General features: G+C 50.3%; 14 protein-coding genes and 1 rRNA gene. All 15 read left to right on the top strand.

Annotation, left to right across the window (positions count from 1 at the left end):
• The coding region (infB, locus tag HMPREF9469_RS26945; RefSeq protein WP_007869852.1) for a translation initiation factor IF-2 at positions 1 to 2,387 on the top strand (2,387 nt) is incomplete at its 5' end.
• 85 nt (positions 2,388 to 2,472) lie between these two features.
• Positions 2,473 to 2,874, top strand: coding sequence for a 30S ribosome-binding factor RbfA (gene rbfA / locus HMPREF9469_RS26940; protein ID WP_007869850.1), 402 nt, complete (start codon positions 2,473 to 2,475; stop codon positions 2,872 to 2,874).
• Positions 2,874 to 3,842: a DHH family phosphoesterase gene (locus HMPREF9469_RS26935; RefSeq protein WP_007869848.1), complete on the top strand. Its 969-nt coding sequence runs from the start codon at positions 2,874 to 2,876 to the stop codon at positions 3,840 to 3,842. The genes rbfA and HMPREF9469_RS26935 overlap by 1 nt, the downstream gene beginning before the upstream one ends.
• A 46-nt stretch (positions 3,843 to 3,888) precedes the next feature.
• Positions 3,889 to 4,869, top strand: a complete 981-nt coding sequence (gene truB / locus HMPREF9469_RS26930) for a tRNA pseudouridine(55) synthase TruB (RefSeq protein ID WP_007869846.1) — start codon at positions 3,889 to 3,891, stop codon at positions 4,867 to 4,869.
• Positions 4,870 to 4,873: 4 nt separating this feature from the next.
• The gene (locus tag HMPREF9469_RS26925) at positions 4,874 to 5,824 is read left to right on the top strand and encodes a bifunctional riboflavin kinase/FAD synthetase (protein WP_007869844.1); all 951 of its coding nucleotides are present in this window, start codon (positions 4,874 to 4,876) and stop codon (positions 5,822 to 5,824) included.
• A gap of 159 nt (positions 5,825 to 5,983) precedes the next feature.
• On the top strand, positions 5,984 to 6,250 hold the full coding sequence (rpsO, locus tag HMPREF9469_RS26920) for a 30S ribosomal protein S15 (protein ID WP_007869843.1): 267 nt from the start codon (positions 5,984 to 5,986) through the stop codon (positions 6,248 to 6,250).
• A gap of 258 nt (positions 6,251 to 6,508) precedes the next feature.
• The gene (locus tag HMPREF9469_RS26915) at positions 6,509 to 8,629 is read left to right on the top strand and encodes a polyribonucleotide nucleotidyltransferase (protein WP_007869840.1); all 2,121 of its coding nucleotides are present in this window, start codon (positions 6,509 to 6,511) and stop codon (positions 8,627 to 8,629) included.
• 43 nt (positions 8,630 to 8,672) lie between these two features.
• Positions 8,673 to 9,374, top strand: a complete 702-nt coding sequence (locus HMPREF9469_RS26910) for a hypothetical protein (RefSeq protein ID WP_007869836.1) — start codon at positions 8,673 to 8,675, stop codon at positions 9,372 to 9,374.
• A 166-nt stretch (positions 9,375 to 9,540) separates the two neighbouring features.
• Positions 9,541 to 11,019 (top strand): glutamate--tRNA ligase, encoded by a 1,479-nt coding sequence (gene gltX / locus HMPREF9469_RS26905; RefSeq protein WP_007869834.1) that lies wholly within the window; start codon positions 9,541 to 9,543, stop codon positions 11,017 to 11,019.
• A 21-nt stretch (positions 11,020 to 11,040) separates the two neighbouring features.
• Positions 11,041 to 12,867, top strand: coding sequence for an ATP-dependent helicase (locus HMPREF9469_RS26900; RefSeq protein WP_007869832.1), 1,827 nt, complete (start codon positions 11,041 to 11,043; stop codon positions 12,865 to 12,867).
• On the top strand, positions 12,864 to 13,400 hold the full coding sequence (locus tag HMPREF9469_RS26895; protein ID WP_007869819.1) for a cob(I)yrinic acid a,c-diamide adenosyltransferase: 537 nt from the start codon (positions 12,864 to 12,866) through the stop codon (positions 13,398 to 13,400). Before HMPREF9469_RS26900 ends, HMPREF9469_RS26895 begins: the two co-directional genes overlap by 4 nt.
• 111 nt (positions 13,401 to 13,511) lie before the next feature.
• A complete protein-coding gene (locus tag HMPREF9469_RS26890; RefSeq protein ID WP_007869817.1) occupies positions 13,512 to 13,844 on the top strand; it encodes a DUF1292 domain-containing protein in 333 nt (110 codons plus the stop codon).
• A gap of 260 nt (positions 13,845 to 14,104) precedes the next feature.
• A complete protein-coding gene (locus HMPREF9469_RS26885) occupies positions 14,105 to 14,785 on the top strand; it encodes a response regulator transcription factor (protein ID WP_007869814.1) in 681 nt (226 codons plus the stop codon).
• Positions 14,782 to 16,305 carry a sensor histidine kinase gene (locus HMPREF9469_RS26880; protein WP_007869811.1) on the top strand — a complete coding sequence of 508 codons (1,524 nt, stop codon included), beginning with the start codon at positions 14,782 to 14,784 and terminating at the stop codon, positions 16,303 to 16,305. Before HMPREF9469_RS26885 ends, HMPREF9469_RS26880 begins: the two co-directional genes overlap by 4 nt.
• 490 nt (positions 16,306 to 16,795) lie before the next feature.
• A 16S ribosomal RNA gene (locus HMPREF9469_RS26875) occupies positions 16,796 to 17,042 on the top strand; the annotation flags it as partial.

The raw sequence follows: 17,042 nt of genomic DNA, 5'->3' as shown, positions 1-17,042 counted from the left end.
GCCAGGGAGGCTACCAGGGCAACCGTGAAGGCGGCTACCAGGGCAACAGGCCCCAGGGCCAGGGAGGCTACCAGGGCAACCGCGAAGGCGGCTACCAGGGCAACAGGCCCCAGAGCCAGGGAGGCTACCAGGGCAACCGCGAAGGCGGCTACCAGGGCAACAGACCTCAAGGTCAGGGTGGTTACCAGGGCAACAGACCCCAGGGGCAGGGAGGCTACCAGGGCAACAGACCCCAGGGGCAGGGAGGCTACCAGGGTAACCGTCCAGGCGGTTATCAGGGCAACAGACCCCAGGGCCAGGGAGGCTATCAGGGCAACCGTCCCCAGGGAGGCGGCTATGGCGGCAGACCCCAGGGAGGCTATGCAGGCCGTGGTGATGATAAAGATAAGGATGCAAGGGATAACAGAGGGCCCCGCGGCGATAACCGCCGTCCGGGCGGCGCAAGGGACGGTAAACCCTCCTTTGAGACATCCATCCAGGCAAAACCCACCAGCAACCGTGGTAATAAGAATGCTCACAGAAATGACCGTTACGATAAGAGAGACCGCGTAGAGGACGGAAAGAAGACTCCGAAAACAGGCAAGGGCGCATTTATCATGCCGGTGCCGAAAAAGGAGGATGCAAAGGTTGATGAGGTGAAGACAATCACTCTTCCGGACAGCCTGACCATTAAGGAACTGGCTGACAAGATGAAGCTGCAGCCGTCCGTGATCGTTAAGAAGCTCTTCTTAAAGGGACAGATCGTGACCCTGAACCAGGAGATCGATTATGAGCAGGCGGAAGAAATCGCCATGGAGTTTGATGTACTCTGTGAAAAAGAAGTAAAAGTTGATGTGATCGCAGAACTCTTAAAGGAAGATGATGAGAGCCAGGAGGATATGGTGCCCAGATCACCGGTTGTGTGTGTAATGGGACACGTTGACCATGGTAAGACCTCGCTTTTGGATGCGATCCGTGAGACCAATGTAACTGCAAGGGAAGCGGGCGGCATTACACAGCATATCGGTGCATCCGTCATCGAGATCAATGACCGCAAGATCACCTTCTTAGATACACCCGGACATGAGGCGTTTACAGCTATGCGTATGAGAGGCGCCCAGTCCACTGATATAGCAATCCTGGTGGTTGCCGCAGATGACGGCGTGATGCCTCAGACCGTGGAAGCCATCAACCATGCAAAGGCAGCGGGCGTGGAGATCATTGTTGCCATCAACAAGATCGATAAGCCAAGCGCCAATGTGGATAAGGTAAAACAGGAGCTGTCCGAGTATGAACTGATTTCTGAGGATTGGGGCGGCAGCACGATCTTTGTACCTGTATCCGCGCATACCAAAGAGGGAATTACGGACCTGCTGGAAATGGTTCTCCTGACAGCAGATGTCCTTGAACTTAAGTCCAATCCAAACCGTAAGGGAAGAGGCCTTGTGATCGAGGCTGAGCTGGATAAGGGCAAGGGCCCCGTGGCCACTGTCCTGGTACAGAAGGGAACCTTAAGGGTAGGAGATACCATTGCCGCAGGCGCATGCTTTGGCAAGATCCGTGCCATGATGGATGACAGGGGCCGCAGAGTAAAAGAGGCAGGGCCATCCACGCCGGTAGAGATCCTGGGTCTGAATGATGTGCCCAACGCAGGCGAGGTATTTGTGGCAACAGAGAGCGAGAAGGAAGCAAGAAGCTTTGCTGAGACATTTATCTCAGAGGGCAAGAGCAAACTGATCGAGGATACCAAGGCGAAATTATCCCTGGATGACCTGTTCAGCCAGATCAAGGCAGGCAATGTAAAAGAACTGCCGCTGATCATCAAGGCTGATGTGCAGGGATCTGTGGAAGCGGTTAAGCAGAGCCTTACAAAGCTTTCCAATGAAGAGGTTATGGTAAAAGTGATCCACGGCGGCGTAGGCGCGATCAATGAGTCTGATGTTTCCCTGGCATCTGCCAGCAACGCCATCATCATTGGCTTCAACATCCGCCCGGACGCAACGGCCAAGTCCATTGCCGAGAGGGAGAAGGTGGATATGCGCCTTTACAAGGTGATCTACCAGGCGATCGAGGATGTGGAAGCAGCTATGAAGGGTATGTTGGATCCTGTATTTGAGGAGAAGGTGATCGGCCATGCCGTGATCCGACAGACCTTTAAGGCATCCGGCGTGGGTACCATTGCAGGTTCCTATGTCCTGGACGGCAAGTTCCAGAGAGGATGCAGCTGCAGGGTCAGCAGAGGCAAGGACCAGATCTTTGAGGGTCCGCTGGCATCCTTAAAACGTTTCAAGGATGATGTAAAGGAAGTGGCTGCCGGCTACGAGTGCGGCCTTGTATTTGAGAAGTTTAATGATCTCCAGGAAGATGATGAGATTGAAGCTTACATCATGGTAGAAGTACCAAGATAGATACGCTCATACACACGATGACAGGCGGAACCGGTGAAAGGGTCGGCCTGTCACGCCCTTTCCTGGACGGAAAGAGAGGAGCAACATGCGCAAGAACAGCATAAAGAATACTAGAATCAATGCGGAGGTACTCAGGGAATTGAGTGAGATCATTCGCAATGGCATTAAAGACCCAAGGATCCATCCCATGACAAGTGTGGTTTCCGTGGAAGTCACGCCTGACCTTAAGTACTGCAAGGCATATATCAGCGTACTGGGAAATGAAGACGCGGCAAAGGCAACCATTGAAGGCTTAAAGAGCGCGGAAGGGTATGTGCGCAGGGAACTGGCAAGAAGGATTAATCTGCGCAATACACCGGAACTTAAGTTCATCCTGGATCAGTCCATTGAGTATGGTGTTAATATGTCAAAGCTCATTGATGAGGTCACAAAGGACCTTCACCAAGGGGAAGGACAGGATGAGGAAGGTGAAGAGGAGGAGATCTGATGACAATTTTGGAACAGATGTTAGAGGGTACGGGTTCGGTAGCGATTCTTGGACACATTCGCCCTGATGGGGACTGTCTGGGTTCCGCACTGGGACTGTATAACTATCTCCGCCTTAACTGCCCGGATATCCGGGCAGCAGTGTACCTGGAGGAGGCCTCGGATAAATTCGGCTATCTGAAGGGATTTGATGAAATACGCCACCGGGCGGATGGGGAGAACTATGAGCTCTGCGTCTGCCTGGACTGCGGTGATGTGGGCCGGCTGGGGGAATTTTCCAGCCTGCTTGCACAGGCAAAGAAGAGCCTGTGTCTGGATCACCATGTGACTAACACCCGTTTTGCAGGCAGTAACCTGGTGGTTCCTGAAGCCAGCTCCACCTGCGAAGTCCTTTATGGACAGCTGGATGAGGAAAAGATCGATATCCGGGTGGCGGAATGCCTTTACACGGGGATTGTCCATGACACGGGCGTATTCAAATACTCCTGTACCTCAGGAACCACCATGGAGATCGCAGGAAAACTGATGGCCAAGGGGATTGATTTTGGATCCATCATTGACAACAGCTTTTATAAAAAAACATATATCCAGAACCAGATCCTGGGAAGAGCACTGCTGGAAAGCATTACATTCTTTGACGGAAAGTGTATTTTCAGCGCGATCCGCCAGAATGAGATGGAGTTTTACGGCGTGGACAGCAAGGATATGGACGGGATCATTGACCAGCTGCGCCTCACAGACGGCGTGGAGGTGGCCATTTTCCTGTACCAGACAGGAGCCCAGGAATATAAGGTGAGTATGCGCTCACAAAGCCTTGTGGACGTGAGCCGGATCGCCGCATTTTTCGGCGGGGGCGGCCATGTGCGGGCGGCGGGATGCACCATGACAGGAAGTATCCATGATGTGATCAACAACCTGTCCGGACACATTGCAAAACAGCTGGAACCCGAGGCCGCAGACCGTGCCTGAAAGCAAAGCCCAAACATACTTTGGCACAGAAATAAAGGATAAGACCATGTACCACGGAATCATAAACATATATAAGGAGCCGGGCTATACCTCCCACGATGTGGTAGCCCGGCTCAGAGGGATTTTAAAGCAGAAAAAGATCGGACATACCGGCACACTGGATCCCGCGGCGGAAGGCGTACTTCCGGTGTGCCTTGGCATGGGCACCAGATTGTGTGATATGCTCACAGACCGGTCCAAGACATATGAAGCCGTCATGCTCCTGGGAACAGTGACCGATACCCAGGATACCACCGGAACGGTGTTAATGGAACACAGGGAGTCTGCCATGGATCTGGATGAAAAGGCTGTGACAGAGGCAGTGATGGGATTTCTGGGGGAATATGACCAGATCCCTCCTATGTATTCCGCGCTTAAGGTGGACGGGAAAAAGCTGTATGAGCTTGCCAGGGCAGGGAAAGAGATTGAACGCCAGGCCAGGCGGGTACAGATCCTGGAAATACAGGTGGAGCGGATGGAACTGCCCAGGGTGTGGATGAAAGTCACCTGCTCCAAGGGCACGTATATCAGAACCTTGTGCCATGACATTGGAGCACGGCTGGGATGCGGGGGATGTATGGAACACCTGACGCGGACCAGGGTGGACCGCTTTGAGATCAAAGACAGCCTTAAGCTGGATGAGGTTGAGGCCATCAGGGATGAAGGGCGCCTTGACGCCTGTATCTTCCCGGTAGAAGCAGCCCTGCAGTCATACGCTGTTTTGAAGGTGCGTCCTGAGGCGGATCCTTTGTTATACAATGGAAATCCCTGCTTTAAGAACCAGCTGGATACAGGGGATGACAGGGAGTGGGTAAAGGATCTGGCCGAGGGACAGAAATTCAGGATGTATGACAGCAGGGGCCGGTTTGTGGGCGTTTATGAATACCAGGACAGCAGGCACTGGTGGAAGCCCTGGAAAATGTTCCTGACATCCGGAATGAATGAATTTTTTAAACAGGCCCCAGTACCAGAAGAGAACGAGGAATAGCAGTATGAGGTATATAGCAGACACCACAGAATTTCAGATAGAAGAACCAACCATTGTGACCCTGGGGAAGTTTGACGGAAGACACAGGGGGCACCAGAAGCTTTTGCTCACCATGCAGGAGTTGAAGTCCAGCCTTGGATATCCCACTGCCATCTTCACATTCGGCACACCACCGCTGTCCATGATGAGCGGACAGCCGCAGACCGTGATCACCACCAATCTGGAGAGACGGGCCAACATGGAGAAGATGGGGGTGGATTACCTGGTGGAATATCCCTTTAGTGAGGAAACGCGCCGCATGAAGCCTGAGGATTTTGTAAAAGACATTCTGGCAGGCCGGATGCAGGCAAAGGTGATCGTGGTGGGTCCTGACTGCAGCTTTGGATACAAAGGCGCAGGGGATGCGCGGCTTTTAAAGCAGCTGGAGGAGACCTTGGGATACCGGCTCCATGTGATTGAAAAGGAAAAGGACCATCTGAGGGACATCAGCAGCACCTATATCCGGGAAGAACTGGAAAAGGGAAATGTGGAAAAAGCCAATGCTCTGCTGGGCGAGCCCTATGCGGTCCACGGCGAGGTGGTCCATGGAAACCATATCGGAACAAGCATCCTGGGATTTCCCACCGCCAATCTGCTGCCTCCCTCCATTAAACGGCTGCCGCGGTTTGGAGTGTATGTGTCCCGGGTCCTGGTGGATGGAACCTATTACCGGGGCGTTACCAACATCGGGCGCAAGCCCACGGTGGAGGGCAGAAATCCGGTTGGGGTGGAAACCTATATATTTGATATGCATCAGGACCTTTACGGAAAGGTCATAGAAGTCCAGCTGCTGGCCTTTGACAGGCCGGAGCAGAAATTTTCCTCTTTGGAGGAACTGAAGCAGCGCATCGAGATGGACAAGGTGTTTGCAGCTGATTACTTTGAGCGCCACCCCGAGATCCAGGTAAAGAGATAGGTTAAGAGATAAAAAATAAATGTAAAATTACCGGTTTACAACCAGCTTGGACTGTGCTATACTGAATCGGTATGAAATGACGCCGATGCCCGGTTACCTGGTTACTCCAGCCATTAGCCTGGTTTACGGTGAGACGAATAATATTAAGGAGGAACTACCATGATTTCTAAGGAAAAGAAAGCACAGATCATTGCACAGTATGGCCGCAAGCCTGGAGACACAGGCTCACCGGAGGTTCAGATCGCTATCCTGACAGAAAGGATCACCGAACTGACCGAACATTTAAAGCAGAATCCAAAGGATCATCACTCCAGAAGAGGTCTTCTGATGATGGTTGGACAGAGAAGGGGTCTTCTGGATTACTTAAAGAAGACTGATCTGGAAGGATATCGTGCATTAATCGAGAAGCTGGGTATCAGAAAGTAATTCTGAAGATTAGGGTGGAGGGGACTCCACCCTATATTTGCTTTTTCAAACAGGCAAAAGACATGGAAGTACCAGGGAGAAAGCCATAAGGCATAGTATCATGGGCGGACAAGGGAGAAATTCCGAGACCGCTGATGTACCTGCAGGAATTGACAAAAAGCAAGTCAGGGTCAGGCATTCTGCAGGCAGATCAGTAGTTTCGGCATCTTTTTTGTCTCCCAACTAACAATATTTAATGAAAGAAAAGGAGACACCAATATGTTTAAAAGTTTTAGTATGGACCTGGCAGGACGCAAACTGACCGTGGAAGTGGGCAGGGTGGCAGCACAGGCCAATGGTGCAGCATTCATGCACTACGGCGATACCGTTGTACTTGCAACCGCAACAGCATCCTCAAAGCCAAGGGAGGGAATCGATTTCTTCCCCCTGAGCGTGGAATACGAGGAGAAATTATATTCCGTAGGAAAGATCCCGGGAGGATTTAACAAGAGAGAGGGAAAGGCATCTGAGAACGCTGTCCTTACATGCCGTGTGATCGACCGCCCCATGCGCCCTCTGTTCCCAAAGGATTACCGCAATGATGTTACGCTGGATAATATCGTAATGTCCGTTGATCCGGACTGCAGCCCTGAACTGACCGCTATGCTGGGTTCCGCCATTGCGACCAGTATTTCCGATATCCCCTTTGCCGGACCATGCGCAACCACACAGGTAGGTCTTGTGAACGGAGAGTTTGTCATCAACCCCACAGCAGATCAGAAGCAGGTTTCCGACATGGCTCTGACTGTTGCATCTACCAGGGAAAAGGTGATCATGATCGAGGCCGGTGCCAATGAGGTCCCGGAGCAGCAGATGATCGATGCTATTTTTAAGGCACACGAAGTGAACCAGGAGATTATCCGCTTTATCGACACCATTGTAGCTGAGTGCGGCAAGGAAAAGCATACCTATGAAAGCTGCGCTGTTCCGGAAGAACTGTTTGCAGCCATTAAGGAGATCGTTCCTCCCTCAGAGATGGAGGAGGCTGTGTTTACTGATGACAAGCAGACACGTGAGAGGAACATTGCTGCTGTGACAGAGCGCCTGGAAGAGGCATTTGCCGACAACGAAGAGTGGCTTTCCGTGCTGGGAGAGGCTGTTTATCAGTACCAGAAGAAGACCGTGCGCAAGATGATCTTAAAGGATCACAAGCGTCCGGACGGCCGTGCCATTGATCAGATCCGCCATCTGGCGGCTGAAGTGGACCTTCTGCCCAGAGTACACGGTTCCGGTATGTTCACACGCGGACAGACCCAGATCCTTAACGCCTGCACCCTGGCACCTCTTTCCGATGCACAGAGGATTGACGGCCTGGATGAGAATGAGACCAGCAAGCGTTATATGCACCACTATAATTTCCCGTCCTTCTCCGTTGGCGAGACAAAGCCAAGCAGGGGACCGGGACGCCGTGAGATCGGTCATGGCGCACTGGCAGAAAGGGCGCTGATCCCCGTGCTGCCAAGTGCGGAAGAATTCCCATATGCGATCCGTACCGTGTCCGAGACCATGGAATCCAATGGTTCCACCTCTCAGGCAAGTATCTGTGCATCTACTCTGTCTCTGATGGCGGCAGGTGTGCCCATCAAGGAGATGGTAGCCGGTATTTCCTGCGGTCTGGTGACAGGTGATACGGATGACGACTATATTGTACTCACCGACATCCAGGGCCTGGAAGACTTCTTCGGCGATATGGACTTTAAGGTTGGCGGTACCAAAAACGGTATCACAGCCATCCAGATGGATATCAAGATCCACGGCCTTACAAGACCCATTATCGAGGAGGCCATAACCAGGACCAGAGAAGCCAGAATGCACATTCTGGAGGATGTAATGAAGCCTGTTATCTCCGAGCCCAGAAAGCATTTAAGCCCATATGCTCCAAAGATCAAGCAGATCAGCATTGATCCTCAGAAGATCGGCGATGTGGTAGGCAAGCAGGGTAAGGTGATCAATAAGATCATCGAGGAGACTGGAGTTAAGATCGATATCACAGATGACGGTTCCGTCAGCGTGTGCGGTACGGATGAGACCATGATCGACAAAGCCATCACCATTATTACCGGAATCGTGACAGACATTGAAGCCGGTATGGTATTTAACGGCAAGGTAGTGCGCATCATGAACTTCGGCGCATTTGTGGAGTTGGCTCCCAACAAGGACGGCATGGTCCATATTTCCAAGCTGTCCGACAAGAGAGTGGGCAAGGTTGAAGACGTGGTCAATATTGGAGACGAAGTTACTGTTAAGGTAACTGAGGTTGACAAGATGGGCAGGATCAACCTGACCATGAGACCAAGCGACCTGGCCGGCAAAAAGGAAGAGGCTGCAGCAGAAAAATAAAATTTCTGTTATGATAGCAATATAGAAAGAGGAGAAAAGTATTATGAAAAAAATGAAAACAAAGCTGGCGCTGCTGATGGCAGCAGTCCTGATGATGTGCAGTGTGGTTCTGACAGGATGCCAGAGCAAGCTCGCACCGGCAGATCAGGTAGTGGGAGCCATGTACGACCTGGTGGTAAAGGAAAATGCAATCCCGATGAAGGATCTGCTGGGATTTGCCTCTGAGGATGATGTAAGGTCATCCCTGCTGGCGGAAGACTATACTGAGATGACTGATATGCTAAAGGATCAGTTTGGCGGGTTTGGCATTGACTTCACGGATGAGGAAGTTCAGGAAATGTCCGATACCATGACAGGCCTTTTGAACAAGCTGAGCTACACGGCTGAGATCCAGAGTGAGACAAAGGATGAGACCACCGTCCTTCTCAAAGTGACAGGCTATTCCAGCGATGGTCTGGCTCAGATCATGAACGACCTTATAACCGAGATGCAGACCAACATGGACGAAGAGACCATGGCTGCAGTCATGTCAGGTGACGAGGAAGCCGCCCAGAAGCTGATGCAGGATGTGATCAAGCAGTTTGTGGCAAAGGTTGGAGAGATGGAGCCGTCTGCGGAAACCACTGACGTGACTGTGAAGTGCGAGAAAATGAAGGTGGAAGTAAGCGGCAAGGAAAAGGTTTCATGGATGCCTGTTGATATGGATAAGTTTGCATCCGATCTGGAAGGTGCCATCTTTAAATAAGACGCACAATGAGGCAGTGCCTGGTGGAAAATCAGGCATTGTCTTTTTTTGACCTTCGTTATATAATATTTTTTATTGAGTAATAATCAGGGGGATGACAGTGCCCGAGATACAGGCGGGCCCGGTTCATTTCCCTGAAAAAGGAAAATATAGGAGACTGATAAACATGAGCAGAGTAAGGACAAGATATGCACCCAGCCCAACCGGCAGGATGCATGTGGGGAATTTGAGGACGGCATTATATGCCTATCTGATCGCAAAGCATGAGGGCGGGGATTTTCTGCTCCGCATTGAAGATACAGACCAGGAGCGTTATGTGGAAGGCGCTGTGGAGATCATTTACCAGACGCTAAAGGACACGGGGCTGATCCACGATGAAGGCCCGGACAAGGACGGCGGCGTGGGTCCGTATGTACAGAGCGAGCGCCAGGCATCAGGGATCTATCTGGAATACGCCAGGAAGCTGGTTGATAAAGGGGAAGCATATTACTGCTTTTGTACCCCGGAGCGCCTTTCGTCCCTGAAAAAGACAGTGAACGGCGAGGAGATCATGGCTTACGACAAACACTGCCTTGGCCTTTCCAGGGAAGAGGTGGAGGCCAATCTGGCGGCCGGTATGCCCTATGTCATCCGTCAGAATAATCCTGTCACCGGTACCACTACCTTTAAGGATGAGATCTATGGAGACATCACAGTGGATAATTCCGAGCTGGACGATATGGTACTCATCAAGTCGGACGGGTATCCCACCTATAATTTTGCCAATGTGGTGGACGACCATCTGATGGGCATCACCCATGTGGTTAGGGGCAATGAATATTTGTCCTCATCACCCAAGTATAACCGCCTTTATGAGGCATTTGGCTGGGAGGTGCCTGTGTATGTGCACTGCCCGCTGATCACGGACGAGGAACATCATAAGCTGAGCAAGAGAAGCGGCCATTCATCCTTTGAGGATCTTCTGGAGCAGGGGTTTATATCCGAGGCAGTGGTGAATTATGTGGCCCTTCTTGGCTGGTCACCGGAGGATAACCGCGAGATCTTCTCGTTGGAGGAGATGGTAAAGGAATTTGACTACCGCCGCATGAGCAAATCGCCGGCCGTGTTTGACATGACCAAGCTTAGGTGGATGAACAGTGAATATATGAAGGCCATGGATTTTGAACAGTTTTTCCAGATGGCAGAGCCCTATATCAGGGCAGTGATCAAAAAGGACCTGGACCTTAGGAAGATCGCATCCATGGTCAAGACAAGGATCGAGGTATTCCCCGAAATTGCAGGCCATATTGACTTCTTTGAGGAGCTTCCGGAGTATGATGCAGCCATGTACACCCATAAGAAGATGAAGACCAACAGTGAAACCGCGCTAAAGGTACTGACAGACCTTCTGCCTGTACTGGAAGATCAGGAGGATTACAGCAACGATGCTCTTTACTCTGTCCTTTCCGGGTATGTGGAGGAGACTGGGGTGAAGACCGGATTTGTGATGTGGCCCATCAGGACCGCTGTATCCGGCAAGCAGATGACCCCGGCAGGCGCCACTGAGATCATGGAAGTGCTTGGAAAGGAAGAGTCCCTGGCAAGGCTGAGAAAGGGAATTGAAAAACTCCGTGAACAAGTGAACGGCGGAACAGACCGGTCTTAGGAATAATAAGGACAGTATTGCATGGCATTTAATGAAACTCAAAAAAAGGCGATCCGGCATAGGCAGGGGCCTATGCTGGTGCTGGCAGGACCCGGTTCGGGAAAGACTACGGTCATCACCAACCGGGTCCGCTATCTCACGGAAAAAGCCGGAGTGGACCCGGGACATATACTGGTAATTACCTTTACCAGGGCAGCGGCCAGGGAGATGAAGGAGCGGTATGAACAAATGACCCAGGCAGGATGCAGCAGAGTTTCCTTTGGAACTTTCCATTCTGTCTTTTTTCTGATCCTCAAACTGGCGTACCGGTATCAGGCCGCCAATATTGTGAGGGAGGAACAGAGGATCCAGTTTGTCAGGGAACTTTTGGAACACTGTGACCTGGAGGTGGAGGATGAGGGGGAGTTTATCGCTTCTGTCCTCAGTGAGATCAGCATGGTCAAGGGGGAGCTGATGGACCTGGACCACTATTATGCAAAGAACTGCTCAGAGGATGTATTTAAGCAGCTGTTCCTTGGGTACGAGGAGCAGCTGAGAAAGCGCAGACTCCTGGATTTTGATGATATGCTGGTCATGTGCTATCAGCTGTTTAAAGAAAGGCCGGATATTCTGTCTGCATGGCAGAACAAATACAAGTACATACTAATTGATGAGTTTCAGGATATTAACAGGATCCAGTATGAGATCGTGAGAATGCTGGCTGAGCCTGAGAATAACCTGTTCATAGTGGGGGATGATGACCAGTCCATCTACCGGTTCAGAGGTGCCAAGCCTGAGATCATGCTGGGGTTTGAGCGGGACTATCCCGATGCCCCGCGTCTTTTGCTGGACCAGAATTACCGCTCCAGCCGCCAGATCGTGGAGGCTGCCGGAAATGTGATCCGGCACAACAGAACCCGGTTTCCCAAAGACATACGGGCAGCCAGGGGCAATGGACGCCCCCTGGACATACGTGAGTGGCCTGAACCCATAGACGAGAGCCTGGCCATTGCCGGGGAGCTTCGGGACTATGCCTCCATGGGAATTGCCTATGAGGATATGGCCGTGCTCTACCGCACCAATCTGGGGCCGCGTCTGTTGATCGAAAAACTGATGGAATACAATATTCCTTTTAATATGCGGGATACGGTTCCCAACCTCTATGACCACTGGATCGTCAAAAATGTACTTTCTTATATAAAAGCAGCAACCGGCGACCTGAGCCGGTCCAATATCCTCACCATCATCAACCGTCCAAAGCGGTATGTGAGCAGGGATGCGCTGGAAGGGCAGATGGTGAACTGGGAGGCGGTCAAATCCTTTTACCAGGACAAAAACTGGATGCTGGACAGAATTGAACAGCTGGAATATGATCTCATCATGCTGAAGACCATGGCGCCTGCAGCTGCTGTAAACTATATCCGCAAGGCGGTGGATTATGATTCATACCTGAGAGAGTATGCCGGGGAGCGCAGGATGAAGCCGGAGGAGCTTCTGGAGGTATTGGACCAGCTTCAGGAGAGTGCAGCTGGGTTTAAGACATACGATGCATGGTTTGCCCATATGGACCATTACAGGGATCAGCTGCTAAAACAAGCCCAGGGGGGAAACGGGCGGGAAAAAGGGGTAAGCCTCATGACCATGCACAGCTCCAAAGGACTTGAATTTCGGGTGGTGTATATCCTGGACGCCAATGAAGGGATCACGCCCCATCACAAGGCGGTTCTGGATCCGGATGTGGAGGAGGAGCGCAGGATGTTTTACGTTGCCATGACAAGGGCAAAGGAAAGGCTCCATATCTATTATGTGAGGGAACGCTATCACAAAAAGCAGGAAAAGTCGCGATTTGCAGAGGAGGCAGAAGAATGAAAGGTCTGGTTCATATATATTGCGGAGATGGAAAAGGGAAGACCACCACGGCCATTGGAAGTGCGGTGCGTGCGGCAGGCAGAGGAATGCGTGTACTGATCGCGCGTTTCCTGAAAACAGATGATTCCGGCGAGGTTTTGGCTTTGGCCCACGTGCCTGGGATCACTCTGCTGCCCTGCGACCAGAACTTTGGTTTTTCCTGGGAAATGACTCCGGCCCAGAAGCAGGCTGCATCCGTCTATTACCGGGACAATTTTTATAAGGCCTGGGAAATGGCCGTGGGCCAGGATGGGGAAGGCGGATTTGACATGCTGGTTCTGGATGAGATCATAGGTGCATGTAATCTGGGATTTGTAGATGAGGACCTGGTGTTAAATTCCATCCGCCACAGGCCGGAGCACATGGAGGTCATCCTGACAGGCAGGGGGCCTTCGGAGCATATGGAAAAATGCAGTGATTATATTACGGAAATGGTCATGCGCAGACACCCCTTTGAACAGGGGATCGGCGCAAGGGAAGGGATTGAATATTAAATAATATTTTCTTGCAATTTTAGGGCTAGTCTGATAGAGTGTAAGAATGAAACATCAATACGGTACCTGTCAGCAGCGTACCGGGAAAGAAAGTAAGAGAGGAATTACAATATGGCAGACGAGAAGAATTTGAATGAAGAAGAGCAGGAGATGACAGTAACCCTGACCCTGGATGATGATACAGAGGTAGAGTGTGTGGTACTGACCATTTTCACCGCAGGCGAGCGGGAATATATTGCCCTTCTTCCGGTAGAAGGCGTGGAATCAGAGGAGGGAGAGGTTTACCTTTACCGCTACAGCGAGACTGAGGACGGCGCTCCTACCCTGGACAACATCGAGGATGATGATGAGTATGAGATCGTGGCAGATGCATTTGACGAGCTGTTGGATTCCCAGGAGTATGATGAACTTGTGGGCGAGGATGAATTAGAAGAAGAGGACTAAAAGACCGGTCCATTCACAGGATAATATACAGGAAGACAGACAAGATAACAGACAATATTACAAACGACCATTGGGCTTCGGGAGCTTTCCCGGGGCTCTTTTTGTCTCTTTATGTAATTATCATGGCCAAGGTGTGAAACTTGTGTGAAATGATGGAAAAAATTCTTTTTTTTGTTAAAATAAAGCCTATAAAATCAATTGATCATGCCTTGTGCAGTACAAAAGCAGTACCGTGTCGGCAAAGTGAAGGAGGCAGCACCGTGGATGCTCTTAAAATATTAGTGGTGGATGATGAAGCCAGAATGAGAAAACTGGTTAAGGATTTCCTTACCAATAAAGGATTTTCAGTGATTGAGGCTGGGGATGGCGAGGAGGCAGTGGATATATTCTTTGCACAGAAAGACATTTCCCTGGTGCTTCTGGACGTGATGATGCCAAAGATGGACGGGTGGGAGGTGTTAAAGACCATTCGCAAATATTCCCAGGTCCCTGTTATCATGCTGACGGCCAGAAGCGAGGAGAGGGATGAACTTCAGGGATTTTCACTGGGAGTGGATGAGTATATATCCAAACCCTTCAGTCCCAAGATCCTGGTGGCCAGGGTAGATGCGATCCTGCGCAGGAGCAACGTGGTATCCACTGAGAATATGAGTGTGGGAGGCATATGTATTGATAAGGCGGCCCATCAGGTGACCATAGACGGCAGGGAGATCGAACTGAGTTATAAGGAGTTTGAACTCCTCAGTTATTTTATAGAGAATCAGGGAATTGCCCTGTCCCGTGAGAAGATACTGAACAATGTGTGGAATTACGACTATTTTGGAGATGCCCGTACCATTGACACCCATGTAAAAAAGCTTCGCAGCAAGATGGGGGACAAAGGTGATTATATTAAGACGATCTGGGGCATGGGATATAAATTCGAGGTGAATGAAGGATGAGACAGTCAATCAGGGTGAGGTTTACCATGATATTTGTCGGCCTTATGGCGGCGGTGCTCATCACCCTGTGGGCGGTGAACAGCTTCTTTTTGGAAGGCTTCTATACAAAACAGAAGCTTAAACTGCTGGAGGACGCATATGAACAGCTGAATGAGTTTGTCATTGCAAAGGCGGAGGAAGGGGAAAACATAACCGATGACCTTCAAAGCCTTTATTCCAAGGACGGGGAACAGAATGAGGCAAGCCGAATGCTGCGCCTGATGAGCGAAAAATATAACACCACCATTGTGATCGTGGATAGCATGAACGACAATACGGTGCCTCCCTTCAGGGACGGCAGGTTCCTGGCTGAAAGGGTGCACCAATATATCCTTGGAAAGAACGCGCCTCAGACAGAGACCCTGATCTCGGAGGACAATTATAAGATACAGAAAAGCTATGATATGCGTTCCCAGGGATATTATCTGGAGAGCTGGGGATTTTTTGATGACAACCGCACCATATTCATCATGTCCATGCCCCTGGCCAGTATCCATGAAAGTGTTGCTGTTTCCAATAAGTTTATGGCCTATGTGGGACTTGCAGCCCTGGTGTTCGGCAGCATCCTTATGTACGGGACCACCAAAATGGTGGTTTCCCCCATCCGCTCCCTTGCCGCCTTGTCGGCCAGGATGTCGGAACTGGATTTTGAAGCCCGCTATACCGGTAATTCGGAGGATGAGATCGGAATCCTGGGACACAGCATGAACACATTGTCGGAAAAACTGAAAGAAACCATTGGAGCGCTGAAGACAGCCAACAATGAACTCCAAAGGGATATAGAAGAAAAAATCCGCATTGATGAAACGAGAAAAGATTTTATCGCCAATGTATCCCATGAACTGAAAACACCCATTGCCCTGATCCAGGGATATGCAGAAGGATTGACGGAGGGTATGGCTGAGGATCCGGAGAGCAGGGATTATTACTGTGATGTGATCATGGATGAAGCCAATAAGATGAATAAGATGGTAAAACAGCTCCTGAATCTTACCGCCCTTGAGTTTGGCAATGACATGCCCGTGATGGAGCAGTTTGACCTGGTGACCCTGATCCAGGGCGTGCTGTCATCCTCCGGTATCCTGTTCCAGCAAAAGGACGCGACCGTTATATTTGAGCCTGCTGGGCCGGTACGGGTATGGGCCGATGAGTTTAAGATAGAGGAAGTCATCATCAATTACCTGAACAATGCCCTGAATCATCTGGAAGGCGAAAAAAGGATTGAAATCCGTGTGGAACAGTTGGAAGGTGAGGTACGGGTCACTGTGTTTAATACCGGACAGCATATACCGGAGGAGGATTTAGACAATCTTTGGACCAAGTTCTACAAAGTAGACAAGGCCAGGACCAGGGAATATGGAGGGAGCGGAATCGGCCTGTCCATTGTGAAAGCCATTATGGATTCCCACAACAAAGCCTGCGGTGTTGAAAATGTAGATGGCGGAGTCCGGTTCTGGTTTACATTGGACAGTGGGATGTAGTGTTGGAAACAAACAGACGGATGATGAAGCAGGCCCGGCAAAGCAGTCTCAGCAAAACGAGGACAGCAAAAAGCAGCGAAAAGTTGGTCAAAAGTTTTTACAAAAAATGAAAAAAGCTGTTGACATTTGTCGAACCATCTGGTAAGATATCTCTTGCGCTGCGGTGAGAGCTTAAGCGCAAGAGAGTAAGAAATAAAAAAAGTTTAAAAAGTTGTTGACAAACGCAAACGACTGTGATAAGATATAAAAGTTGCTGCTGAACAAGACAACAACAAACGAACCTTGATAATTGAAGATTAAATAGTATGTAAAACCCTGAAAATTCTAAAAACAAAAGGTCTGGTTTAGACCTTTGGATTTGAGAAAATTCGGAACAAAACCAAGTAATGAAGGTTAAAGATAACTATAGCCAAGCTAAGTAGTCTAAGACCAAGAATCAAACAGAGGAATCTGATTGACCGAGTCAATCAGCCCGCTTCTAACGAAGCTTTAATTTGAGAGTTTGATCCTGGCTCAGGATGAACGCTGGCGGCGTGCCTAACACATGCAAGTCGAACGAAGCAATCAGAATGAAATTTTCGGATGGATTTCTGGTTGACTGAGTGGCGGACGGGTGAGTAACGCGTGGATAACCTGCCTCACACTGGGGGATAACAGTTAGAAATGGCTGCTAATACCGCATAAGCGCACAGTACCGCATGGTACGGTGTAGAAAAACTCCGGTAGGTGTGAGATGG

Source organism: [Clostridium] citroniae WAL-17108 (genome assembly GCF_000233455.1).
In the GTDB taxonomy this organism is placed as follows: domain Bacteria; phylum Bacillota; class Clostridia; order Lachnospirales; family Lachnospiraceae; genus Enterocloster; species Enterocloster citroniae.
This window is presented reverse-complemented; position numbering and strand designations above follow the sequence as displayed.